Source organism: Dyadobacter fanqingshengii (assembly GCF_023822005.2).
In the GTDB taxonomy this organism is placed as follows: Bacteria; Bacteroidota; Bacteroidia; order Cytophagales; family Spirosomataceae; genus Dyadobacter; species Dyadobacter fanqingshengii.
Genome location: NZ_CP098806.1, coordinates 5,422,360 through 5,445,546, shown reverse-complemented (window position 1 = coordinate 5,445,546; position 23,187 = coordinate 5,422,360). Strand labels below are relative to the sequence as shown.

General features: G+C 46.2%; 21 protein-coding genes. 2 read left to right on the top strand and 19 right to left on the bottom strand.

The window, feature by feature from the left end; translation table 11 throughout:
* Positions 1–11: 11 nt before the first annotated feature.
* The 19 genes from NFI81_RS22800 to NFI81_RS22710 form a co-directional block, all read right to left on the bottom strand.
* Positions 12–956, bottom strand: a complete 945-nt coding sequence (locus tag NFI81_RS22800; protein ID WP_234615786.1) for an ABC transporter permease — start codon at positions 954–956, stop codon at positions 12–14.
* A 13-nt stretch (positions 957–969) separates the two neighbouring features.
* Positions 970–2,472, bottom strand: coding sequence for a sugar ABC transporter ATP-binding protein (locus NFI81_RS22795; protein ID WP_234615785.1), 1,503 nt, complete (start codon positions 2,470–2,472; stop codon positions 970–972).
* Between the two features lie 89 nt (positions 2,473–2,561).
* The gene (locus tag NFI81_RS22790; RefSeq protein ID WP_234615784.1) at positions 2,562–3,722 is read right to left on the bottom strand and encodes a Gfo/Idh/MocA family protein; all 1,161 of its coding nucleotides are present in this window, start codon (positions 3,720–3,722) and stop codon (positions 2,562–2,564) included.
* Between the two features lie 19 nt (positions 3,723–3,741).
* Positions 3,742–4,803: a sugar phosphate isomerase/epimerase family protein gene (locus NFI81_RS22785; RefSeq protein ID WP_234615783.1), complete on the bottom strand. Its 1,062-nt coding sequence runs from the start codon at positions 4,801–4,803 to the stop codon at positions 3,742–3,744.
* 18 nt (positions 4,804–4,821) lie between these two features.
* The gene (locus NFI81_RS22780) at positions 4,822–6,036 is read right to left on the bottom strand and encodes a class I mannose-6-phosphate isomerase (RefSeq protein WP_234615782.1); all 1,215 of its coding nucleotides are present in this window, start codon (positions 6,034–6,036) and stop codon (positions 4,822–4,824) included.
* 227 nt (positions 6,037–6,263) lie between these two features.
* Positions 6,264–7,331: an aldose 1-epimerase family protein gene (locus NFI81_RS22775; protein ID WP_234615781.1), complete on the bottom strand. Its 1,068-nt coding sequence runs from the start codon at positions 7,329–7,331 to the stop codon at positions 6,264–6,266.
* Positions 7,332–7,377: 46 nt separating this feature from the next.
* On the bottom strand, positions 7,378–8,184 hold the full coding sequence (locus NFI81_RS22770; protein WP_234615780.1) for an alpha/beta fold hydrolase: 807 nt from the start codon (positions 8,182–8,184) through the stop codon (positions 7,378–7,380).
* A gap of 6 nt (positions 8,185–8,190) precedes the next feature.
* Complete coding sequence (locus NFI81_RS22765; RefSeq protein ID WP_234615779.1) at positions 8,191–9,018, bottom strand: sugar phosphate isomerase/epimerase family protein; 828 nt, start codon at positions 9,016–9,018, stop codon at positions 8,191–8,193.
* A gap of 33 nt (positions 9,019–9,051) precedes the next feature.
* Positions 9,052–10,119 (bottom strand): ThuA domain-containing protein, encoded by a 1,068-nt coding sequence (locus NFI81_RS22760; protein ID WP_234615778.1) that lies wholly within the window; start codon positions 10,117–10,119, stop codon positions 9,052–9,054.
* A 24-nt stretch (positions 10,120–10,143) separates the two neighbouring features.
* A complete protein-coding gene (locus NFI81_RS22755) occupies positions 10,144–10,995 on the bottom strand; it encodes a sugar phosphate isomerase/epimerase family protein (protein ID WP_234615777.1) in 852 nt (283 codons plus the stop codon).
* A gap of 34 nt (positions 10,996–11,029) precedes the next feature.
* On the bottom strand, positions 11,030–11,794 hold the full coding sequence (locus tag NFI81_RS22750; RefSeq protein ID WP_234615776.1) for a 3-keto-disaccharide hydrolase: 765 nt from the start codon (positions 11,792–11,794) through the stop codon (positions 11,030–11,032).
* Positions 11,795–12,028: 234 nt separating this feature from the next.
* Entirely contained in the window at positions 12,029–12,583 is a 555-nt protein-coding gene (locus tag NFI81_RS22745) for a fasciclin domain-containing protein (RefSeq protein WP_234615775.1), read from the bottom strand.
* Between the two features lie 107 nt (positions 12,584–12,690).
* Positions 12,691–13,836, bottom strand: coding sequence for a beta-1,2-mannosidase (locus NFI81_RS22740; RefSeq protein ID WP_234615774.1), 1,146 nt, complete (start codon positions 13,834–13,836; stop codon positions 12,691–12,693).
* A gap of 78 nt (positions 13,837–13,914) precedes the next feature.
* On the bottom strand, positions 13,915–14,520 hold the full coding sequence (locus tag NFI81_RS22735) for a YceI family protein (protein WP_234615773.1): 606 nt from the start codon (positions 14,518–14,520) through the stop codon (positions 13,915–13,917).
* Between the two features lie 60 nt (positions 14,521–14,580).
* Positions 14,581–15,126, bottom strand: coding sequence for an RBBP9/YdeN family alpha/beta hydrolase (locus NFI81_RS22730; RefSeq protein WP_234615772.1), 546 nt, complete (start codon positions 15,124–15,126; stop codon positions 14,581–14,583).
* Positions 15,127–15,156: 30 nt separating this feature from the next.
* The gene (locus NFI81_RS22725) at positions 15,157–16,242 is read right to left on the bottom strand and encodes a formylglycine-generating enzyme family protein (protein WP_234615771.1); all 1,086 of its coding nucleotides are present in this window, start codon (positions 16,240–16,242) and stop codon (positions 15,157–15,159) included.
* Positions 16,243–16,249: 7 nt separating this feature from the next.
* Entirely contained in the window at positions 16,250–17,704 is a 1,455-nt protein-coding gene (locus tag NFI81_RS22720; protein ID WP_234615770.1) for a phytoene desaturase family protein, read from the bottom strand.
* A 12-nt stretch (positions 17,705–17,716) separates the two neighbouring features.
* Entirely contained in the window at positions 17,717–19,276 is a 1,560-nt protein-coding gene (locus NFI81_RS22715; protein ID WP_234615769.1) for a sulfatase family protein, read from the bottom strand.
* 208 nt (positions 19,277–19,484) lie between these two features.
* Positions 19,485–20,048 carry a DUF4142 domain-containing protein gene (locus NFI81_RS22710; RefSeq protein WP_234615768.1) on the bottom strand — a complete coding sequence of 188 codons (564 nt, stop codon included), beginning with the start codon at positions 20,046–20,048 and terminating at the stop codon, positions 19,485–19,487.
* Positions 20,049–20,196: 148 nt separating this feature from the next.
* Between NFI81_RS22710 and NFI81_RS22705 the strand changes: the two genes are divergently transcribed.
* Both NFI81_RS22705 and NFI81_RS22700 read left to right on the top strand, forming a co-directional pair.
* Entirely contained in the window at positions 20,197–20,820 is a 624-nt protein-coding gene (locus NFI81_RS22705) for a biliverdin-producing heme oxygenase (RefSeq protein ID WP_234615767.1), read from the top strand.
* Complete coding sequence (locus NFI81_RS22700; RefSeq protein ID WP_234615766.1) at positions 20,817–23,102, top strand: ATP-binding protein; 2,286 nt, start codon at positions 20,817–20,819, stop codon at positions 23,100–23,102. Before NFI81_RS22705 ends, NFI81_RS22700 begins: the two co-directional genes overlap by 4 nt.
* Positions 23,103–23,187: the final 85 nt, after the last annotated feature.

Here is a 23,187-nt window from a genome sequence, read left to right as displayed (position 1 = left end):
ATTTTCGAAAACTAACGATCTTTTTTACCCGCACTATCCAGCACCACAGCGCCGATAATGATAATGCCCATTACGACTTGCTGATAATAAGAAGTCACATTCAACAAATCCAGACTATTGCTAATGACACCAATGAGCAGTGCGCCGATCAATGTTCCGGCCATCGTGCCTGTCCCGCCGGAAGTGCTTGTTCCTCCGATGATTGCCGCCGCAATAGCGTCCAGCTCGAATCCTGCACCCGCATTGGGTTGGCCCGTAGTGATCCTGGATGTTAATAATATCCCTCCAACAGCAGAAAGCAGCCCGCAAAGCGTATATACCCACATTTTTACGTTGGTAACGCGGATGCCCGATGCACGTGCGGCTGGCTCGTTCCCGCCCACCGCATACATATAGCGCCCAAGGACAGTTTTATTCAAAATAATAGAGCAAATGATGAACGCAATGATCAGTATAATGATCGGGAATGGGATGCCAAAGACATTTCCGCCGCCGATAAAGTTAAATGAATCTGACAAATTGGAGATAGGTCTGCCTTTGCTTAGAATCAATGCAAGTCCGCGGCCGATGGTCATGGTGCCGAGCGTTACGATGAATGGTGGCACTTTGCTTTTTGTAATAACAAAACCATTGAATGCTCCGAAAAACACACCTGCTCCCAACCCGGCAAACAATGGAACTAATAGTGGATAAGTGTCTGGATGGGCGAACATGGCTGCGGTAACCCCCGCAACGGCAACCATCGAACCAAGCGAAAGATCTATTCCGCCGGTTATGATGACGAAGGTGACGCCAAATGCAAGCAATGCATTGATCGAAACCTGCGTCCCGATGATCATTAAATTGGGAACTGTAAAAAACCTGGGCGTGCTCAATGCCAGTGCCAGGCATATCAATGCAAAGGCTAGAAAAATGCCGTACTGGCCAAAACGTTTAAACCGGAAAGATTTATCCATATTTCATTGGCGATCAGGCGACCGCGTATTTCATAATTAATTCCTGCGTCGCTTCCTGTCTGGAAAGAATTGCTGTTTGTTTTCCTTTGGATAAAACCAAAATCCTGTCGCTCATGCCCAGAATCTCAGGCAGTTCCGAGGAAATCATGATGATGGCTATTCCTTTGTCTGCGAGGTTTCTGATGAGTTTATATATTTCAAATTTTGCCCCGACATCCACACCTCTGGTTGGCTCATCTAAAATGATAATTTCAGGTGAGGCTAATAAAACCTTCCCTATGACCACTTTTTGCTGGTTTCCACCGCTGAGATACGTTACTTTCTGGCTCATATCGGCAGTTTTAATGCGTAAGTCAGCGATTATTTGCTCGGTGGAAGTTCTCTCACTTGTTTTATCAATAAAAATCCCTTTTCGGTGACGGTTCATGCTGGCCAATGTGGTGTTATCCTTCACCGACATGCCGGGAATGAATCCCAAACCCTTACGATCCTCGCTAACATAACCAATGCCGTTTTCAATGGCCTGACGGGGAGTTTTGTTCGTGACTGATTTATTTTTGATCCTGATTTCGCCTCCATCCTGCTTATCCAAGCCGTAAATCACGCGTGCAATTTCGGTTCTCCCTGCGCCCATAAGGCCTGCAAAACCAAGAATTTCTCCTGCATGCACATCGAAATTGATATCGGAGAACTGGCCTTTTTTGCTCAAACCTATCACTGAAAGCGCCAGCTCGCCTCTACTATTATTAGAATCGGGAAACATGTGTTCAATTTCCCGGCCGACCATCATGGAGATTAATGATTGCTTGTCCAGCTCTGCGGCGCTTTTCGTGGCAATGTATCTGCCATCGCGCAGGACGGTTATAGTGTCCGAAATCTTGAAAATCTCGTCCATTTTGTGGGAGATGTAAATGATAGCAACCCCCTTCGCTTTTAAGTCTTTGATGATTTTGAAAAGTGTATCACCTTCCTTGTCCGAAATGGCCGACGTAGGCTCGTCCATAATGATCACTTTTGCATCATTTGAAATCGCTTTTGCAATTTCCACCATTTGCATCTGAGCAACGCTCAAATGATTCATTTTGCCCTCGGGATCAATGGTAACACCCATTTCTTGTAATAGATCCGCCGCTCTTTGATTAACAGCAGCATTATTCAACCAGCCGGAAGTCCAGCCTTTTCTTCCTGAAATTTCCCTTTCTCTTCCCAAAAAAATATTTTGTGCAACAGTCAGCTCGGGAATGATCAGAATTTCCTGGTGAATCATTGAAATGCCCCGCTTCAATGTGTCGCTGACATTGCTGTTTCTTAAATCTGCTCCTTCGAAAATAATTTCTCCCAAATCCGGTGCCATTAGGCCGATCAGGATTTTCATAAAGGTTGATTTCCCTGCGCCGTTTTCTCCCATCAATGCATGGACTTCTCCTCTTTTCAGCTCAAACTGAATGTTATCCAGCGCTTTTACACCGGAAAATGACTTTGTCAGATTTGAGACTTTGAGGATTGGTTCAGACATCGTTCTTGATTAGAAGAAAGCTCCGGCCACATTCTGAATTTTCGGATGTGTGCCGGAGCCTTTGTGTTTTCGTAGGCCTTAGACCTTTCTTAACCTTCCCAGGTTACACCGGTGTCCTTCCAGCTTTTTGATGCGGCTGAATCCAGAACTGCTTCACACACTTTCTGGGTTTCGTAGGCATCTTTAAACGTTGGGCGACAAGGCTCCCCAGTTTGTAGACTTTCGAAAAAGTCGGCTGCCTGGTGGATGAATGAATGTTCGTAACCAATGCTCGTGCCCGGAATCCACCAACGCTTCATATAAGGCTGGTCGCTGTCTGTAACCAGAATCGATCTCCAACCGCGAACAATGGATTCATCGCTGTGGTCGAAAAATTCCAGACGGTTCAGATCATGCAGATCCCAGCGGATCGAAGCATGCTCGCCGTTGATTTCAAATGTATAAAGCGCCTTATGACCGCGGGCATAACGCGTTGATTCAAAAAGACCTAATGAACCATTATCAAAGTGACAGTGGAAAATGCAAGCGTCATCAATGCCCACTTTCTTCACCTCGCCGCTGTCTGAATGCACGCGTTCTTTGATAAATGTCTCTGTAACAGCCGATACATCTTTAATGCCGCCGTTGATCCACATGGCAGTGTCAATGCAATGTGCCAGCAAATCGCCTGTTACGCCGGATCCGGCTGCGTCCACATCCAAGCGCCAAGTTGCAGCGCCGCCTTGCGGTACATCCGGATTGATCGTCCAGTCTTGCAGGAAATTAGCGCGATAATGGAAAATACGACCTAGCTTACCAGAATCAACGATTTGCTTTGCCAACGTTACGGCAGGCACACGACGATAATTATACCAAACTGTGTTTTGAACACCCGCTTTTTCAATGGCGTCCACCATGGTTTTGGCTTCTTCCAATGTCCTTGCCAATGGTTTTTCGCAAAGGATCATCTTACCCGCTGCTGCTGCTGCAATCGCGATTTCAGCGTGCGTGTCATTGGGCGTACAAATGTCTATTGCATCGATATCGTCGCGCTCAATAATCTTTCTCCAATCTGTTTCAATGGATTCATAACCCCATTGTTCCGCAAATGCGCGCACTTTTTCTTCGTTACGAGAGCAAACTGCCTTCAAAACGGGACGATACTCCAATTCGGGGAAGAAGTCACCTATTCTTTTATATCCATTGGAATGCGTCCGGCCCATTAAACCGGTGCCAATTAATGCAATCCTGATTTCTTTTTTATTTGACATATTATTAATTCGAATCGGGTTAAACGATAGGAGAAACAACTTTATCTTCCTGATACCAGCCATGCGCCTGACGCACTTTCACGAGCGCCGCAAGAATGTCATTCCAGGTTTGCTGGTTGGTCATCACCTCGTTCGGGAACATGCAGCCATCCCAGCAAATGTGACGGAATGCCTTGGTAACATTGCCGTTTTCATCCCGCAGCCAATATCCGGCGTCTTTTGTAATGTCCAGTTTCCCGTTTGGATCTGTTGCCAGGCAGTGACGCCCTGTTTTGTCGTGCGAACCTGTTCCATGAACCGTTCCGTCGTTTTGTGCAACGTGGAAATCGAATGTATAAGGCCGCAATTCAGCAGTCATTTTTTTCAAACCTTCTTCCAAAGCAAAGCGGTCGCCCCATTGGAAATCCACAGGCAAAATGCGGTGTTCAGGCGCATTGTAACCCAAAAGATAAAGGAATGTATGTGACATATCGGCCTGGAAACCCATATTCGGGCGATCCACTGCCTTCAACGTGTCGAGCATTGCCTTCCAGCTATGCATCCCGCCCCAGCAGATTTCACCTTCGGCAGCAATTTTTTCACCAAAATCAGCAGCCACGTCACAAGCGCGTCTGAATGTTTCCGCGATTTGCTTCGTGTTTGCAGCAGGATCAGCAGACCAAACTTCGGGCGAAGCGGCTGAGTCAACACGGATTACCCCGCCCTGACGAATGCCGAGGTCACGCAGTTGTTTACCAAAAACGCAAGCCTGACGCACCTGCTCGATAAATGTGTCTTTTGCTTCCTTCGTTCCCATTGCAGAACCAGCCCAAACATTGGCCACAAGACTTCCCACTTCAAGGTTCAGGCCGCTCAGCTTTTCAGCCAGGCGTTCGGCACCGCCGTCCTGGTTCATATAAATGCCAACATGCGGGTCGAAAAGGCCCAGATCAACGCCGTCAAAACGAACGCCGTCCACTTCCGCAGAGGCAGTTTTTTCAAGCATTGTATCAAAAGAAATAATCGGCTCCGAGTCGGAACCTTTACCCACAATCCCAGGCCATGTGGCATTGTGAAGCTTAGGATAATTATTTTCAGGCATGGTTTAAGAATTTATTGGTTAAAGAACAAGGTCAGGATTTCCCGGACCGAAGTGTTTCAGAATTACAATTGGGTCTGTTTTGGAAGGATTGCTGATCACAACGCCCTCTGTCGCAGCTTTTTCACTCACAAAAAACTCATCGTTGGTCAGTTGTCCGTAACGGATCAATGCGGGTGTTTCAATGTCCCATTCTCCGAATTTTCCGTGGCCCTGCATCACTATCATTCCGTATGCGCCACCGTCTTTAATTGTTACGGTTTGCCCAGGGAATACGGTCAGTTCTTTGGCACTGTAAGCTTCGTTCTTGTAGCAAATCCAGTTCTCGCTATATCCTTCCGCTTCCATCTCGGCAACATCTTTCACCGGTTTCGGACGCATGAAATGTTTCTCCATCAAATTAGGATTGACATTCAAATCCCAGTCGATTACTTCCATCAACAAGTCGTAATCGCCAATTCTGTCTTGCGGGGTACCTTTCCAAAGCAGCTCTTCCGGAATGACCGCCTCGTTGACAAGCGATTGATACATGGCGAAAATGTCCGATGCTTTTTGCGGCTCATACGTGCACAAGCTGCCCGGCGCGTGCAGCATGCCAGGAGGCACATCCCAGCCCGTTCCCGGTTCCAGACGAAATGCCTGAGAGTAGTTAGTGATTTTATTGTCACCCTTGGTGAAGTTCATCAGACACTCCTTGATCTGTTCTTTGGAAGTACCGGGAGCAATACCAATGAATGTATAAGGAAAGTCGCCGCCGTGGTTGTTGAGTTGTGGCGGAAAATAGTAGGCTTCCGGCTTTCCATTCTGACCCACCATGGCGGCGTGCTCGTCTCTGTGGTGGATATGGTGCGGAAGCGGGCCCATATTGTCAAAAAACTTGGAATACATCGGCCAGCTTTTGTATTGATCCCAAAGTCTGTTACCAATAATTTCGCCTTTCAGCTCTTCCACCGCATCACGCAATGTGACTTTTTGAACGCCTGACTCATCTTCCAGAACGATTTGGCTCAAACCTTCATTTTCGCCTGTCAGCGGCCCGTTCTCTGCGGGAGTGGTAGAAGATAACCAGCGCTCATCGATACCGCCACGCTCTCCACCCAGTACATAATAATCGTCCGGATGTAATTTGATCCTGCGGCCGGGCACACAGAATGAACGCGGCACCCAAGTCGGCGCCAAACGCAAAATCCCTTTTCCCTGCTCTAATGCCTTTTCGGCTATACTCGAAAGTCCCATTGTTTTTTTGAAAAAATTTGGTTTAGTAAAATTATTAATATCAGCTTTTCATCCGCCTGAGCCTTGCCTTGTCAGCCGGAGCTTCTGCTTTTGTCAGCCTGAGCCTCCTGCTTTTGTCAGCCTGAGCGGAGTCGAAGGCGCGCTACACACGAAGGCGTCTCGCTCGTGCCTTCGACTCCGCTCAGGCTGACAAGGGCAAAAGGCTCAGGCTGACAAAGGGCCCTTATTCATAAAAAGTATTCATCAATCGCTTCCTTCTCGGTCATCACATTCAATTCCAAATCATAGACCTTCGTTTCCTCCGGCTCGATGAAAATCAATGTCTTATCCTCCCTCGCCTGGGCCTGCCCGGATAATGGATGCGTGCTCGGTTCCAGCCCGGTTACATATTCGCCTTTTCCCCAATGTTGCCAGTTGGCCATCCAGGGCAGTTGTTCTTTTTTAAATTTTAGTCCAACCGCCAGGCCGATTTTTTCGTTATAAAGTCCGCAAACGCTGTCGCCGAAAATATCCGCCTCAATCTCAACCAAAGCCACTTCTTCGCCGCTTCCGAGATGATCATCCAATGGTGCGGGGCACTTTTTGAAATCGTTTCCTTCTTTGAAAATCTTTGCATTCTCTTCGCCATGCCTTGGATGCCATTTGCCTCTCCAAAGAATATCAGTGCCTTCGTCAGCCAGCGGCCAGCCGAAGTTGAAATGATACAAAAGCATATGCGGCGAAGGCGTGTTGCCTTTATTGGTCACTTCGTCATGAATGCGGATTCCGGGCTGGCCTAATGTTGCTGAAATGGTCCGTTTCAGTTCCAGACTTGGCCCAAATGGTTTTGTTTCCCTGATTATGCCCGTAATGCTCATTTCCAGCTTTCCAGCTCTTACATCCGGCTGAATGATTGAAACGATTTCTGCGGGTGAATTGCTGATCAAACCGTGCAAGCCTCTGTCTCCAAAACTATCCGACTCTGGCCCGCCTACGTGCGTAAGGCCGCAAGTTGTGAGCAAACCGCCTCCAAATGTCCTTAACCAATCAATTCCTTTATCTGAAAATGGCTGCGGATAAGTGATGCCGCCATGACTCAGCCACGCCAGACTATGCTGATTGTAAAATGCTTCTGCAATGTCCATTGCCCTGTCAATGACCACTTTGAAACGTAGCCCGGCCCCTGTGTTAATCCAGGCGATCCGCGTGCCTCTTCCGGCACCATTGTCCAGGACAGACGTTTCTATTCCGCCTATCTGTACATGATTGCCTACTTTCTCTTTCCAGTCTTGATTTATATGCTCCGCACTTTCCATTTATAATGTCAATTCAAAAATTAAAAAAGGCCGTTATGCCCTTTCCTTAATGTGTTCTCGAAAGAAAATCCCTCACTCTTAAATTAAAATCGTCCGTATTTTCAAAATGAAATGCATGTCCGAGCTTCTCGTAAAGGAATAGCTCTGCATTCGGAATGCCGTTTGCGACCTCTTGTGCCATCCAAACAGGTGTGAAAATGTCTTCTTTTCCTCCGATCACCAATGTGGGTTTTTCTATTTTACCCAAATCAGCGAGCGCATTGTGATTAATGCATGCAGCTGCCTGGCCTTCCAGTCCGTGCAATGGTTGGGGAAATGGATTTACAGCATCTTGTTTTCTGCCCAGTTCAAGTTCTTCGTGCTGTTTTGGATCGTCCCAGGATGCTTTTGAAAAGATCAATAATTGAATGTATAAGCTAAACTCCTCCGGTCTGAACCTGGCTTTGCTGTTCATGATATGCTGGAATAATCCCTTCGCATAAGCGTCACAGCGCGCCCAAGGGCACATTAATACCAATGATCTCACTTTTTTCGGATGCCGGATCGCCAGTTGCTGTGCAATGGTGCTGCCCATGGAACATCCTACCACATGCACATTTTCCAGTTCCAGTGAGTCCAGCAAACCGGCATAATCGTCGGCCATTTGCTCGCTTGTGTATGCGCCTGCTGGCTTGTCTGTTTGTCCTACGCCTCTGTTATCGCCTATGATGCAACGGAAATGCTGTTTCCAATCGGCTACATGCACATTCCAGACTGACCCAGGCGCGGTTATGCCCATGATCAGCAAAAGCGGCTCGCCGGAGCCCCTTTCTTCGTAATACATGTTGATTCCGTTGGTCTTGATCGTCGGCATGGGCGTTTATCTTAATGCTGGTATCAGGTCGTTTTGGATCCAATTGCCGTCATGTGTAGTTACGAAATCGGGATCTTCCAATGCTTCTTTTCCTTCGTCTTCACAAATGATCCAGCCGCTGTAACCAATATCTTTCAACCACTGCGTTACGCCGAGGAGGTCCACTTTCCCCTTGCCCATTAATGTAAATTCGGGGTTTCCATCCCAATCCTTGAAATGGACGTGGTTAATAAGTGACTGATATTCCTTCATTTTGGCCAAAGGATCCATGTCGCCGTTGATAATGTGGCCTACATCGGGCGTCCAGCCGGTAACCGATGCGTCCAGTCCTTCGAGGACGATTTTATAATCTTCGGCTGTGCGGATAATGGAGGTGTGCGGTGAATTAGGATGGTAACTGCAAGGAATGCCTTTTTCGGCGGCGCGTTTTGAAACGGTGTTTACAATGTTAACAAGGCGTTTTTGTCGCTCTGCCAGGTCGTGACGACCTGTTGGGATTTGCACGGTGTTTAAAACTGCGCCTGGAAAACGTTGCAAGACTTTGATCGCATGATCGGCCACTTCGCGCTCGCGTTCGGTTTCCTCAGCCTCATTCCAGTCCAATGCAAGCGCTAATGCTGCCAGCTCAATGCCCTGTTCATCCAACTTTGCTTCCAGCTTATCGGGATCGATCAAATCGCCCATCCAGGTAAAAATGGGCTGAATTCCCGTGAATCCGGCTTTGGCGATGACTTCAATCATGTGACCAAGCCGGCCTTGATGCGTTTGACCGTTGTTGCTCATAAACCAGGTGTAAACCTCTGATCCGCAGCGAAATGGAAGTGTTTGAGACATTAAATGCTTTAATTAATTTATCAGATCAAAAAATTACTTTGTCTTCTTTTTGACGATCTCGCCGGGCATAATGAGCGAATCCCAGCCTGCCAGATCCGATGGTTTGACATTGGCCTTATAACCGCTGAAATTGAAAGTTGTGGGTTTGTAAGGTCCTACAAATGCAATGTCGTTATTGGGCTTAATTTCTGTTTCCATGCCCATGGCCCAAAAAGCTGCATTCAGCGCCATCCGGCGGAAGCCTTCATTCAGCAAATCCTCCGATGCGCCATGTGTGGTTGTGAACGAGCGTCCTTTTTTGCCGTTTTCAACCTGGTAATCCTTAATCCAGGCAACCGGAAGCATTTCTTTCGTTTTGTCAGGCTCGGAAGTTGCAGTCATGCCATTTAACACCTCGCCTTTTGCGAGGACAGTTCCCTTAGGCTCGGCCGTGTAACCGCCGGACTGCACCCACATATCTTTCACGCCGCGCATGATCGGATGCTCGGCTTGTGATTTTTCAATAATGATTTTGGACGATTGCTGGTGGTTGGTGCCGTAATGGGAAACCCAGGTTTCACCGAGCACATACTCGCCGAAACCGTCTTTCCAGTCGGTCTTTTCACCTTTGTAATCCCAGCCGTAATGTGCCCATTTAGGATTGTTTTTAATGTCAAAAGCGTGCGTAGACGTCCTGAATGCGACAATAGGCCCGCCTCTTTTCACATAATCATCGATATGCTGCATTTCTGCATCGGGAAAATGGGCGAAGCGCATGAACATGACCAGCAGATCGGCCTTATCCAGGATATCAAGGCCTTTGATGTTGGAACCACCCGGAAAAATGTTGCCTGCTGAGTCCAGCGCATATACGACCGTGCAGTTGAAACCGTAACGTTTAGCTAAGATCCTTGCTAATGCTGGCAGTGATTCTTCGCCTCTGTATTCGTGGTCGGTGGCGATGAAAACGATGTTTTTACCAACGCCCGGTCCCTTATCACCTTTGTAAACGACGCGATATTTGCCGGCGTCATCGCCTTGCGCGCTGGCCTGAACCGATATAAAACTGAATATTAATGTGGCAAAGCTGATGAACAGCAATGATTTCAAGGTTTTTTGCATGGGTCAGGAATGATGTTGGTTTGCTTAAAGACCGTGTTTCAGGCTCATTTCGCGGATGAATTTGTAGCCATTCTCAGCAATGTCCCACGGATCTGAAAATTCGCGCCAGACTCCGATTGCATTTGCAAAATCCGGGTCATTCCTTGAAAATGCTTCAATCGTAAGCCAGCCCTGATATTTAATTGCTGCCAAGGAAGAAAACGCATCATCCCAAAGCACCTGTCCGTCACCCGGCGTTCCGCGATCGTTTTCGCTAATATGAACGTGAGCCAAAACGGGTGCTATGGTCTGCAATGCTGTCGAATATTTTTTCTCTTCAATGTTGGAATGATGTGTGTCAAACATCGCCCGCACATGGGGATGGTTTGCGGCTTTAACGAGTTTGAGCAGCTGCTCCATGGTGTTGCACAAATAGCATTCAAAACGGTTCAATGCTTCCAATGCGAATGTAATGTTGGCTTGTGCGGCATAATCCGCGGCGGCATGCAAAACTTCTCCAGCCAATGCATATTCCTGATCCAACGCAGGCCGATTGACAAAAACCGTATGCGCAGAATGAAAAGGTCCGCAGATTATTTTTGCATTCAGGTCATGTGCGCGATCGACAGCCCATTTGATTTTATCCAAAGCTTTTTGCCTCACTTCCACCGATTCGCTCACGGGATTTTCATCCGCGCCGAGGGTCATTACGGCTGTGGTTTCCAAACCAATGTCTTTGGTATAATTTCCAACACGTTGGTAAGCAGCAGATTCCTGAGGGCCTAAATAAAATTCCGCTCCGTCGTAACCGATTCCTTTCAACCGGTCTAAAATGGGAAAAAGATCATCAGAAACCGCCGCCGTCCAGGCAAGCACATTAAATCCTATTTTATTCATTTTACTGTAATTCTTGCCATTGCCGGCATTCACGCTATTGTTTGATTCTCAAATCTTTGTATTCCACTTTCATAGGCGGGCCCACGTGAACCTGTACGCCAAGCAATCCGCTTTTTTTACCATTAACCGTATCATTATCAGTAACGTCACTCATCAATACGCCGTTAATATAATGTTGCAGACGGTTCCCTTTGGCGATAATGTGGAATTCGTTCCAGTCTTCGCTTTTGATCAAAGTCTTTAATGAATCCGAGCTTCCTAATGAACCGGTTACTTCCAGACCTGTCCAGGCATTGCCCTTCACACCTGCACGAACGGCCTCCGGCGTATTTTCTCCTTTGTAAGGCTTGATCGTTGTTTTCTGACCGCGATATGCAAGCGTTGTTCTTTTGCGCTCTTCATAATTCTGGCCGGTATAATTGTTTTTTCCGTCGATATCAGCCTGGTAACCTTTGAGCGCAAAAGGAACGTCTGTTAGTTGCTCGCTTCTGTAATTTACTCCTGAATTACCGGCAGTCGCAATTTTTACCGAACCTTTCAATTCAAAATCTGCTGGCTCGCCGCCCTTCCAGATGATGAAAGAATTTGTTTTCAAAAGGGTTTCCGGTGTGATTTCTCCTACAAGATTTCCGTTTTCAACTCTCCAGTATTTCGGATCTCCATCCCAGCCCTTTAATGATTTGCCATCAAAAATGGATACATAGCCTTTTTCTTTCTTCTGGGCTACGCATGAAATCTGGCTTCCGATGGTCAATAAAACGGCCAGGATAAGTCCGGCGCTGATAAATCTGGAATTCATTTGGATTGTATTTATAGGTTTAGTGACTTCTGAAACAATGGCTTCCCTTACAACAACGGCAATTTTTACTTAACTACTCTTAAAAAAGCAGAAAATAATATCCAAAAATTCCTAAAAATATCCGTCACACTATCCTGTACTAACCTGCATGGCACACAAAAAAGGCGGGAAAGCCTAAGCTCTCCCGCCACATCACAACCACTCTACACAACCAAAATCACAAAACTCAATTCATTAAGGCATCAAAACTTTGTCAACTACGTGGATCACACCATTGGATTGGTAAACGTCCGCGATCGTTACTTTGCCTTTGTTACCTTTTGCATCTGTCACGATAAGGTCTTTTCCGTCCATAGAAAAAGTAAGCTCAGCTCCCTGAACCGTTTTTGCCATTGCTTTTCCGTTGCCGTCTTTAATCATTTTAGCAACTGATTTAGAATCAACTTTTCCAGGAATAACGTGGTAAGTCAAAACCGATGTCAATGTTGCTTTGTTTTCTGGTTTCAACAGATTATCAACCGTTCCTGCCGGAAGCGCTGCAAATGCTGCATTTACCGGTGCGAATACGGTGAAAGGACCTGCGCCAGATAATGTTTCTACCAATCCGGCTGCTTTTACAGCTGCAACCAATGTGGTGTGGTCTTTTGAATTAACTGCGTTTTCAATAATGTTCTTAGAAGGATACATTTCTGCTCCGCCTACCATTACTGTTTTTTCCTGCGCAAATGCACTAAATGCAGTCATTAAAGCCACTGCAAAAAAGCTTGTAATTTTCATCGACGTTTTCATAGGTATCAAGTTCGTTTTATTTACCTGATATACGACTTTGAATTTTCGATAGATCGATGAAGCTAAAATAATCTTATACAATTGCGGACATCCACGAGCCTCGGTGCTCAGGGAAGCGGGTCGCCCGGGGTTTTCGTTTTAGGATCGTAAACCGCCACACCTACGCGCGAGTCAGCGCAGCCATAGTATAGGAGCCATTTGTTTTTGAAATAGACCATTCCTTCAATGAAAACGGTTCCTGCCACATACTGTCCACTTTTTTCAAATGATTCCATAGGACGGAAGAAGGGAACGTCCAGTCTCGCCAGCACTTTGGAAGGATCATTTTTATCAAATAAAACCTGTCCGGCGCAGTAACTGTTGGGTGTAAAACGCTTGTCGCCGTCTTCACCCTTGTCGTTTTTACCATTATATAAAAGCACAATTCCTTTTTCGGTAACAATGGCTGGTGGGCCGCATTCTGTTAAGTTACTGTCAAAAAAGCCTTTTCTCGGAGAAATCAGATTAACCAGATTTTCGTTTTTATCTACAAGCGGCGTCCAGTTGATGAGGTCGGTAGACGAAGCGAGGTTAACATTTGCCTCGCCGAAATAGAGCCAGTATTTACCATTTATTTTTGCAATAACCTGCTTGTCACCAACGAGTTTCGTAATAATAGATCCTGATTTTGACCAGATTTCGTTGAACTTCCCATTAAAAGCTTTAGAAAATGCCGGGCCATGTTTTTCCCATTTTAATAAATCCCTGGAAGTTGCAATCCCAAGCCGAGCTTTGTCCTGGTTCCACTGTGTGTAAATGATCACATATAAGCCGTCTTCTGTCACAGCAACGCGCGGATCTTCACAACCACCCGGCCATTCGTTCTTTTTCTGGCCGTCTTCTGCGGGATATAAAACGGGTTCTTTGCGTCTCTTGAATGTGATTCCGTCTTCACTTTCTGCATAACCAAGGCGTGATGTCCGTTTTCCGATGGCCCGGCCTGCCTTGTCTTCTGCACGATAAAGCACTACGATTTTTCCGTCCTTTATTGTTGCAGCGGGGTTAAAAGTATCATTGGATTCCCAATCGACCTGTCTTTTGTTCATTGGACAAAAAAACGTGGTGGTCGAATCTGGCGAAATAACGGGGTTAACACCAGCCGGTCGCTGGAAACCGCCGAATGTCCAGTCGGGAAGCTTGTTTTCCGTTTGGGCAAATGCAACTCCCGCAAGCATTGTCAGCGTGAGTGCGAGGCCGGTAAATATTTTTTTCATGGATAAGATGGGTTAAAAAAAATCCGACTCGATCGAATCGAGCCGGATTATACAAACTTTTCTTAAAATTACCTTATCTTATTTGTTAGCCACAAGGTTCACGTCCAATGTAAAATCATTGTCGATCGCCTTGTCTCCCAGGTTTTCGAAGAAGTTAGCCGAACGGAATTTGATGTCATACTTGGTACGGTCCACCGTTACTTTGGCAACAGCCGTTACTTTTTTAGCATCAGCCTTCACTGTTGCAGGGAATTTAACCTCCTGCGTAATTCCTTTGATGGTCAATTTGCCTACAACATCGTAAGCATCACCGCCTTTTGGTGTAACAGACGAAATAACCAACTTAGCCTGAGGATGTTTTTCAACTGAGAAAAAGTCATCGCTTTTCAAGTGGCCGGTTAGTTTTCCGTTCATTTCTTTGTCGGTAACATCTGTAACAACCAATGATTTCACGTCAGCTACAAATGTTCCACCTTTCAGTTTGTCGCCTTCTACGATCAAGGATCCGCTTTCAACAGGCACCGAGCCTGCATGCGTTCCTGTTACTTTTTTAGCGCCCCAGGTTATTGTACTGCTTTTTGTGTCTACTGCAAGTGTTTTGTCAGCAGCTTTTTTATCAGGGCCAGCCATTGCAGCGGCATTGAACAGCAAACCAGCAAAAACGAAAACAAACATTTTTTTCATAGTCATTCGATTGTTAAGTGTAAAAATTAGTTTTGTAAGATAAGAAGATATAGTAAAATTTTATTCAGCAAGTTTTACTCCACTCAGGCTTTCCAGAATCTCCTTACCCTCTTCCCAATCTTCCAGACCTGAAACCGCATTTATATGTCCTTTTTTGCCCACATTTATAAAATCACTGCCCCAGTGTCCGGCAAATGCCTTTGATCTGCCAATGGTTGCATAAATGTCGTTGGTGCTCGCTACTACGACCGATTTAAAGACAAAAGGTTTAACGGGGATAGGCGTAAAGCCTATAACAAAATTTAATCGCTTGGACATTTCCGCATCCGCAGGAGCAACTAACAATGCCCCTTTAATATGCTCAGAATTAAATTGGTGCGCCCAATGTGCGATTGTGATACAGCCAAGGCTGTGTCCGATTAAAACGGTCGGGCCGGTTAAATTATTTATCTGGGTTTGAAGTTGGTTCACCCAATCCTCTTTAATCGGCCAGTCCCAGTTTTGCTGCTGCACTCTGCTAAAACGCTGCGGATATTGCCTTTCCCAAATGGTCTGCCAATGTTGCGGCCCCGAGCTCGCCAATCCTGGAACAGTTAAAAAATGCATATTCAATACAGAAAAGTCTTTTACCCAATATTAAATTTTATCCTTAACACAGCGAAATCCAAGATTATTGCTGCCACTGGTCACCTCGCCTTTTCCACGGCTTCCGGCTTTGTAACGAATGCAATAATCGTCGCTGCAAAGGAATGACCCGCCACGCTGAACGCGCTTCACTGCACCCGGTTCATCGGGATCATAACTATCCGAAGGTCCTTTGGGATTATCCTTCGCACTTTTCTGATAATAATCCGGGCGATATAAGTCTTCGCACCATTCCCAAACATTGCCGTCCATATCGTACAAACCATATGGATTTGCTGGAAATGTTTCTACCGGTGCTGCTGTCAGGAAGCCGTCCTCTTTAGTGTTTTTATCAGGAAAACTTCCCTGGTAAATGTTTGCCACCCATTTGTTCCCGGGCTTTAATTCGTCGCCCCAATAATATGTATGATTGCCTTTTCCTCCTTGCGCGGCAAATTCCCATTCGGCTTCGGTAGGAAGCCTTTTTCCGGCCCACTTGGCATAAGCTGCCGCATCTTCATAAGATACGTGGGTTACCGGATAATTTTCACGCCCTTTGATCGAGGATGACGGCCCTTCGGGGTGCGCCCAGCTTGCGCCGGCAACGTAATTCCACCATTGCAAAGGGTTATCCAAAGAAACGCGTGTGGGCGTAGGCGTGAAAACCGCTGATCCGGGAACGAGCTTATCGGCTGGAACACCAGGATAATCAGCCGGATTTAATGGTCTTTCTGCCACGGTTTTATAATTAGTTGCTTTCACAAAAGCGGCATATTCCGCATTGGTTACTTCATGCTTATCCATATAAAAGCCATTCACATTCACCTCATGCATCGGGCGCGAATCCGGAAACTCGTCTGACCCCATCAGGAACTTACCACCACTAATCCACGCCATTCCGGTTGTGTCGCCCTTCCCCTCGGTGATGTAACTCGCATTTTTGATCGCTGAAGCCCTCGACGGGATGCCATCCGCAATACAATGCGCAAGACTATCGGCTTTCCGTTCTTCGGCAGTCTGCTTTTTATCGCAACTGGTCGCAGCAAGGGCTGTTATTCCAATGAAAAAACTAATCTTAATGGTCTGCAAAAAATTCATGTCTGACTTATTTAACCCGCTCTGCTGTAATGTTATTCATTTTAAATACATCCTTTAAAACCTGCCTTGCCGCATGATGTCCGCACATTCCGTGCACGCCACCACCCGGAGGGGTTGAGGACGAACACAGGTAAATACCCTCGGCAGCAGTCCGGTATGGCGAAATCTGTAATGTGGGCCGGGAATATAACTGCCAAATATCCTGTATGCCGCCATTAATGTCGCCGCCAATGTAGTTGGGATTATAGGCTTCCATCTGCGCCGTATTCATGGTGTGCTTGTCTATAATAATGTCCCGAAAACCCGGCGCAAAACGCTCCACCTGATTTTCAATAATGGTGGTCATATCCTTGTCCGAACCGTTTGGAACGTGGCAATAAGCCCATGCTGACTGCTTTCCAGCAGGCACGCGTCCGGGATCGAACAGACTTTGCTGCGCCAGCAACACGAAAGGTTTTTCTACATGCTTTCCATTGTGCAAGCTTTTTTCACCATGTGCTATTTCTTCAAATGTGTTTCCCAAATGTACGGTTCCGGCTTTTCTGCAAGCTCCTGCCGTGAAAGGGATCGGCTCTTCCAGGGCCCAGTCTATTTTAAAAACGCCCATCCCCTGCCGATATTTTTCCAAACGTCTGCGATAGGAAGCATTCAATTTATTCCCGGCAATGCGCAAAAGTTGCTTCGGTGTGACATCCAGCAAAACGGCTTTCGAATCCGGCAGGTCGTCAAGTGATTTCACCTCGAAATCCGTGTGTATTTCACCGCCAATGGATAAAAAATAATTGGCTAATGCATTCGCTATGGACTGACTTCCGCCTTTTGGAATCGGCCATCCTGCAAGGTGCGCGCCTGCCATCAACATGATCCCGAATGCGGACGTGGCAATGTTCTGCAAAGGCTGGATCGCATGCGCCGCCATTCCCGCCCAAAGCCCCCTGGCCTCTCTCGTTTTAAAAAATTTACGGGTCCAGGTCGCAGGCGGGAGTGCTTTTATTCCAAATTTCGCCAGATCGATCGGGTGCTTCGGCCACCTCAGTGGGCCCAGCAGGTCGGGAAGCAAGCCCGGCAAATCCGCTAATAAAGGCTGCATGAAGTTGAGGTAGGCTTTTTTATCAATCCCTAACCCTTCCGCGGTTGCCTTCACGGACTCGTGCAAAACGGCTGCTTTGCCATCATCGAACGGATGCGCTGCCGCATATTCCGGCTGGATCATTTCCAGACCGTAATTCTTCAATGGTAATGTTTTAAAAAACGGCGACAGCACTGCCATCGGATGCACTGCCGAACAAACATCGTGTACAAACCCTGGAAGCGTCAGTTCCGATGATCGCATGCCTCCGCCAATGGTTGATCTGGCTTCGACGATCAAAACAGAAAGTCCTGCTTCCTGCAATGTGACAGCCGCCGCCAGGCCATTCGGACCGGCTCCTACCACAATTGCATCGTATGCTTTCTTGTACACAATCCTTTTTAATTAAATGCTTTTGGCCCCGGCCAATATTTTCAGTGCTTCATCATCCTTATATTCCTTCATCAGTGCTTTCAGTTTTTCTTTCAGGTCGGCTGTGATCTTTTCGGTGCCGGGCGTGCCGTAAATGTTTGAGCCTTCCTTGGGATCTTTTTCAAGGTCAAACAATTCCCAGGAATCAGCGCCTCCGTAAAAATAAGCCAGCTTGTATCTGCTTGTACGCAAGCCGAAATGCGGATAAACATGGTGCGGCTCGGGAAATTCGTAATAATGATAGTATGCTTCCTTACGCCAGGGCGCTTTCGCGGTCTGATCGTCCTTTAATAATGGTAAAAATGATTTCCCCTGGATATCGGATGGAATTTTTGCACCGGCAATGTTCAGCACAGTAGGAGCCCAGTCCACATTTACAATCAGGTCTTCCACTTTTTTCCCGGGCTTAATAACCCCTGGATAGCGGATCACAAATGGCGTTTTCAAAGATTCTTCGTAAATAAAACGTTTATCAAACCAGCCATGCTCTCCCAGGTAAAATCCCTGGTCCGACGCATAGATGACAACCGTGTTCTTTGACAAACCCGATTTATCCAGATAGTCCAGCAGCTTGCCAATGTTCCTGTCCAGCGAGTTGGCAACGGAGAAATAGTCGCGCAGATAGCGCTGATATTTCCATTCGGTTAATGCTTTACCAGTCAGCTTTTTATCAGCTACTTCTTTTCCAACTTTGTCATAATATGCCTTGAAAACCTTTTTCTGCTCGGGCGTGAAGCGCTTATATGCGCCGTCTTTTTCGTAATCCACATCCACTTTAAGGTCTTGTCTCAACCGCATGGTTTTTTCAATGCTCATATCCTGTTGCATAGCCGCAGTCCTGCCCTTGTAATCATCATAAAAATTTGAAGGAAGGGGGAATGTAACATTGTCATAAGCACCCAGGTCCTGCAAGTCGGGCAGCCATTCACGGTGGGTAGCTTTATGCCCAACAATCAGGAAAAATGGCTTGGTATTTTCCCGTTTTTCAAGCCAGTCGACCGAAAATTTGGTGATCAGATCGGAAACATAACCTGTATAATGGGTGGTGTCGTTAGGCTGGCCGACAAAATCAGGATTGTAATAGCTTCCCTGGTCAGGCAGCACATTCCAATAGTCAAACCCCGCAGGCAGGCTGTTCAGGTGCATTTTTCCGATCCAGGCCGTTTGATAACCGCTTTGCTGTAACGTTTTGGATAGTAAAGTCTGATTCGTATCAAACCTGGTCCTGTCGTTCCTTTTATAACCATTCGTATGGCTGTATTTTCCGGTGAGCAATGTTGCTCGGCTCGGCCCGCAGATGGAATTTGTTACGATATTGTTGGTCAGCAACGCGCCTTCGCGTGCAATGCGGTCAATGTTGGGTGTTTTAACCAATTTATTTCCATATGCGCCTATGCCTTGATAAGCATGGTCATCGGAAAAAATAAAGATAATGTTAGGTCGGGCTGCGGTTTGTGCAACTGATATGCCACATGCGCCCGCAATGACTAACAAGCTTAACAGGGAACGGAACAGGGAAAAATTCTTACGCATCAGGAATACTCTATAAGATTGGTAGACAAAATAAGCTTATCCGAGAGGATTTAACAAATGTTTCTTTTATTACTTAGAAAAAATGCCGTTAAAGTGCCTTCCAGCGTTACAAATTCAGGATTTCTTTTGATTATTCAATGGTTTGGGCACAAAAAAGCCGGAAACCCAATGCGGGTTCCCGGCTCATCAAACTATACTCAAACGAATATTATTTCATCTTATCTTTAATGCCTTGCGCCATTTCCAGATGGTGTTTCAGCGTTGGTACTTTTCCAGCTGCCCACGCTTTTACCTCTGCATCTTTGGCATCACTTGCAGCTTCTTCAAACTCGCTGATGTCCTCTTTATGGTCATCTACCATGAAAGAAATATAGTCTTTATCGAACTCAGCGCCTTTTTTCTTAGACAGATCGTCAATTTTTTTCTGCTTATCATCACTTACAGACATTGGCAAAGTAATATTTTTTTGCTGTGCAAGTGCTTTCAACTCTTCATTGGCCTTACCATGCTCTGTTGCCATGTCCTTACCAAATTTTTTCACATCTGCGCTCGCAGCATTGGTTTGGGCAAGTTCACCCAGTTGCACTTCCAGCATACCACCATCGGCGGCTGCAACGGCAAATTCTGAATCATCTTCCAGTTTGGTATCGTCAAGTTTCGCGTCGTTTTGCTCCTCAGCTACTTCTTTGCTATCTTCAGTTTTAGTATTGTTGCAAGCAGCGAATGTCAGCATCGCGGCAAACAGCATTCCGGTTAATGTTATCTTTTTCATAATCAATTTCATTTTTTTGTGATAATGCTCAGATATGTTAAAATACTGTGCCAAACGGGTGTTGGGAACAGAAGAGTCGAAAAGACTTATTACAGGATGGAACAATTTTTGAATGCTGATTAGGTTTTAAGAACTTCATGTTACATCTATGAGCGAAATGCATAGTTTTCATTCCGATCAAGAGTCATTTATCCAAAATTTAAGGAAGCAGACAGCAGTTAGCCACAAACACCTGGAGGAGAATTATTTGTCCAAAATGATTCTCAATGAACAGGTTACCTTGATTGACTATCAAAACTATTTGTCAGCATTGTACGGCGTGACCTTGGGCTGTGAAAATTCTGTATTTCCTCATATTCAAGATATCATAACGGATCTGAACCAGCGTTATCGCTCCCAGTTCATTGCGCAGGATCTTTTGACTACCGGTTTCACCCAACATCAGATAGAAGCATTGCCCGTTTATACTTTTACGTTTTCATCAGTTGCGGGGCATTTAGGAGCCATGTATGTGTTGGAAGGTTCGCTTTTGGGAGGCCGGTTCTTATATAAACACATTAACCAAACGCTGGGGCTCAATGCAGAAAACGGATGTTCCTATTTCTGGGGCTATGGTGAGCAAACTGGCTTGATGTGGAAAGCCTTCATCTCGTCTCTTAACCGATTCGCAATGGAAACAGGACAAAGCGCGGAAATAATACAGGGCGCGGTTAACACATTTACGATCATAGACAATTGGCTTGACGAAGCAATAATTGATAAGTACGAATGAACATTAAGAACATAGTGAACCGCGATCTTGTCAATCTGACAAACTGCGAAAGCGAACCCATCCATATACCAGGAAGCATACAACCGCAAGGCTTTATGCTGGGCGTGAACAGGCGTACTTATATCATTGACTTTTGCAGTGAAAACTGCGCGGAGTACATGGGCATTGCTCCGCAAATGATCCTTGGAAAAACATTGGCCGATATTTTCTCTGCTGAGGAGTCCGACGGTTTTAAGGAATATGCATCAGCAGAATACATTGACTCTGCCAAACCGTATGTTTTCTCGGTGGACAATATTTCCTACAACACCACTGTACACACGAGCAACGAAACACTGATCCTTGAATTAGAGCCATTTCCGGATGGCGCCATTAATCTGCCCAATCTATATAACCAGACGCGGACATTCGTGTCCATTATGGAGAAAACCAGCTATTTACCTGAACTCTGCCAGGAAATAGCCAATCAAACGCGTGAGATCACCGGTTACGACCGCGTCATGATCTATAAGTTTGATCCTACCTACAACGGTGAAGTAATCGCGGAGAGCAAGCGGGAAGACCTTGATTCCTTTGCCGGACAAAAATACCCGCATACAGACATTCCCGTTCAAGCCAGAGAACTCTATATCCGTAACCCGCTGCGGATGATCGCTGACATTAACTACACGCCTGTCCCGATCCTGACCCTGGACGACGCGAGCGAGAAAACCAACAAATCACTGGACCTTAGCCTCTCTATCCTGCGGAGCGTTTCGCCTATCCACGTCGAATATTTAAAAAACATGGGCGTTGGGGCAACACTGACCATTTCTCTTTTGCAAAATCAGAAATTGTGGGGTTTGATTGCCTGCCATCATTACTCTCCGAAAATATTGCCCCATTACACGAGGCTTTCTGCATTGCTTCAGGGACATTTTCTTACTTCACAAATTGCTGTAAGAGAAGTGGCGGAAGAGTTCGAAGTAAGCCAGAAAGTAGATAAGTCGTTGGTGGAATTGCTGTCCAAGCTCCACAAAAACGAAAATTTTATTGAGGAATATCACCATGATAATTCGCTGCTGCAATTGGCGAATGCAACGGGAGCAGCCATTTTTTTGAATAACAAACTTTACAAAAACGGCATCACACCAGCAGATGAGCCATTGATTTCCCTATTCCATTTTCTGGCTGATAATTTTAAAACGCAAGGGTTGGTTACGCATTGCCTGAGCGATCATTACCCGGAAGGCCATGCCATTTCACAGCAGGCTGCCGGCATTATTTATCATGCATTGTCCGGAAATTCGGACGGGATAATCTGGATGCGGCAGGAGAAGGTTGAGACAATAAACTGGGGCGGAAACCCTGACAAGGCAATGTTGCCTAATGAAGACGGTCTGCGCCTTTCGCCCAGAAAATCTTTTGAGCTTTGGATGCAGGTGGTGAAGTACCAGAGTGCCCCCTGGCGTAAATCCGAAATTAATGTAGCCTCCGGATTTTCCTACGCATTGCAAAAGCATATTAATTACCGGGTGATCCAAACCCAGGAGGATGCAAACCGCGTCCTGAATGAAGAACTGAAAACCGCTAATCAGGAACTTGCCAACCTCAATTGGATCAGCACGCACGATTTGAAGGAACCATTGAGAAAGATCCAGATTTTCGCGTCGAAGGTGCTCGACCGGGAAGACCCGGATCTGTCTGCGCAGGTGAAGGATTCTGTTGGACGCATGCGTCTGGCGGCGGAGAAAATGCAAAACCTTATTGAAGATATTCTTGCTTACTCCAAAGCGGGAAACATGGAAAAGGTCTTCGAAGAAATGGACCTGAATGTTATTCTGAAGGATGTTTTGCGCGAGTTGCAGGATAATATAGAGGAACGGCATGTGACCATTCATGCGCAGGGACTGCCTGCAGTAAAGGTTATCCCTTTCCAGGTTCACCAACTGTTCCTGAACCTGCTCAGCAATGCCATCAAGTTCACCGATCCCGACACAGCCCCCGACATTGACATTAAAGTGAATATTGTTGACGGCAGCGCGGTCAATGAAATTATTTCTCCGCTTCAAAAATTTTACGGCATTTCTTTCAAAGACAATGGCATAGGATTCGATGAAGAATACGAGACCAGGATCTTCGACGTTTTTCAGCGACTTCATCCGGCGCACAAATATCCCGGAACCGGCATAGGCCTGGCTATTTGCAAGAAAATTGCGGAAAACCATAAAGGATTCATCACCGTGCGTTCCAAGCCCGGAAGTGGTTCGACCTTCACATTGTTTCTCCCTGTAAGCCGTTGATATGCTCATAGCAAGGATTCAAATTGAGTAGAATGTTCCTCATCGGCAGATGAATAAGCTTCCTGTTTCGGCTGGTATTACTTTA

Coding starts and splice junctions, on each gene's coding strand:
- NFI81_RS22715 (WP_234615769.1), bottom strand. CDS start 19,276: ATGCGTAAGAATTTTTCCCTGTTCCGTTCCCTGTTAAGCTTGTTAGTC.
- NFI81_RS22730 (WP_234615772.1), bottom strand. CDS start 15,126: ATGCATTTTTTAACTGTTCCAGGATTGGCGAGCTCGGGGCCGCAACAT.
- NFI81_RS22760 (WP_234615778.1), bottom strand. CDS start 10,119: ATGCAAAAAACCTTGAAATCATTGCTGTTCATCAGCTTTGCCACATTA.
- NFI81_RS22705 (WP_234615767.1), top strand. CDS start 20,197: ATGAGCGAAATGCATAGTTTTCATTCCGATCAAGAGTCATTTATCCAA.
- NFI81_RS22750 (WP_234615776.1), bottom strand. CDS start 11,794: ATGAATTCCAGATTTATCAGCGCCGGACTTATCCTGGCCGTTTTATTG.
- NFI81_RS22795 (WP_234615785.1), bottom strand. CDS start 2,472: ATGTCTGAACCAATCCTCAAAGTCTCAAATCTGACAAAGTCATTTTCC.
- NFI81_RS22775 (WP_234615781.1), bottom strand. CDS start 7,331: ATGGAAAGTGCGGAGCATATAAATCAAGACTGGAAAGAGAAAGTAGGC.
- NFI81_RS22700 (WP_234615766.1), top strand. CDS start 20,817: ATGAACATTAAGAACATAGTGAACCGCGATCTTGTCAATCTGACAAAC.
- NFI81_RS22710 (WP_234615768.1), bottom strand. CDS start 20,048: ATGAAAAAGATAACATTAACCGGAATGCTGTTTGCCGCGATGCTGACA.
- NFI81_RS22735 (WP_234615773.1), bottom strand. CDS start 14,520: ATGAAAAAAATGTTTGTTTTCGTTTTTGCTGGTTTGCTGTTCAATGCC.
- NFI81_RS22765 (WP_234615779.1), bottom strand. CDS start 9,018: ATGTCTCAAACACTTCCATTTCGCTGCGGATCAGAGGTTTACACCTGG.
- NFI81_RS22770 (WP_234615780.1), bottom strand. CDS start 8,184: ATGCCGACGATCAAGACCAACGGAATCAACATGTATTACGAAGAAAGG.
- NFI81_RS22790 (WP_234615784.1), bottom strand. CDS start 3,722: ATGTCAAATAAAAAAGAAATCAGGATTGCATTAATTGGCACCGGTTTA.
- NFI81_RS22800 (WP_234615786.1), bottom strand. CDS start 956: ATGGATAAATCTTTCCGGTTTAAACGTTTTGGCCAGTACGGCATTTTT.
- NFI81_RS22780 (WP_234615782.1), bottom strand. CDS start 6,036: ATGGGACTTTCGAGTATAGCCGAAAAGGCATTAGAGCAGGGAAAAGGG.
- NFI81_RS22755 (WP_234615777.1), bottom strand. CDS start 10,995: ATGAATAAAATAGGATTTAATGTGCTTGCCTGGACGGCGGCGGTTTCT.
- NFI81_RS22740 (WP_234615774.1), bottom strand. CDS start 13,836: ATGAAAAAAATATTTACCGGCCTCGCACTCACGCTGACAATGCTTGCG.
- NFI81_RS22745 (WP_234615775.1), bottom strand. CDS start 12,583: ATGAAAACGTCGATGAAAATTACAAGCTTTTTTGCAGTGGCTTTAATG.
- NFI81_RS22725 (WP_234615771.1), bottom strand. CDS start 16,242: ATGAATTTTTTGCAGACCATTAAGATTAGTTTTTTCATTGGAATAACA.
- NFI81_RS22785 (WP_234615783.1), bottom strand. CDS start 4,803: ATGCCTGAAAATAATTATCCTAAGCTTCACAATGCCACATGGCCTGGG.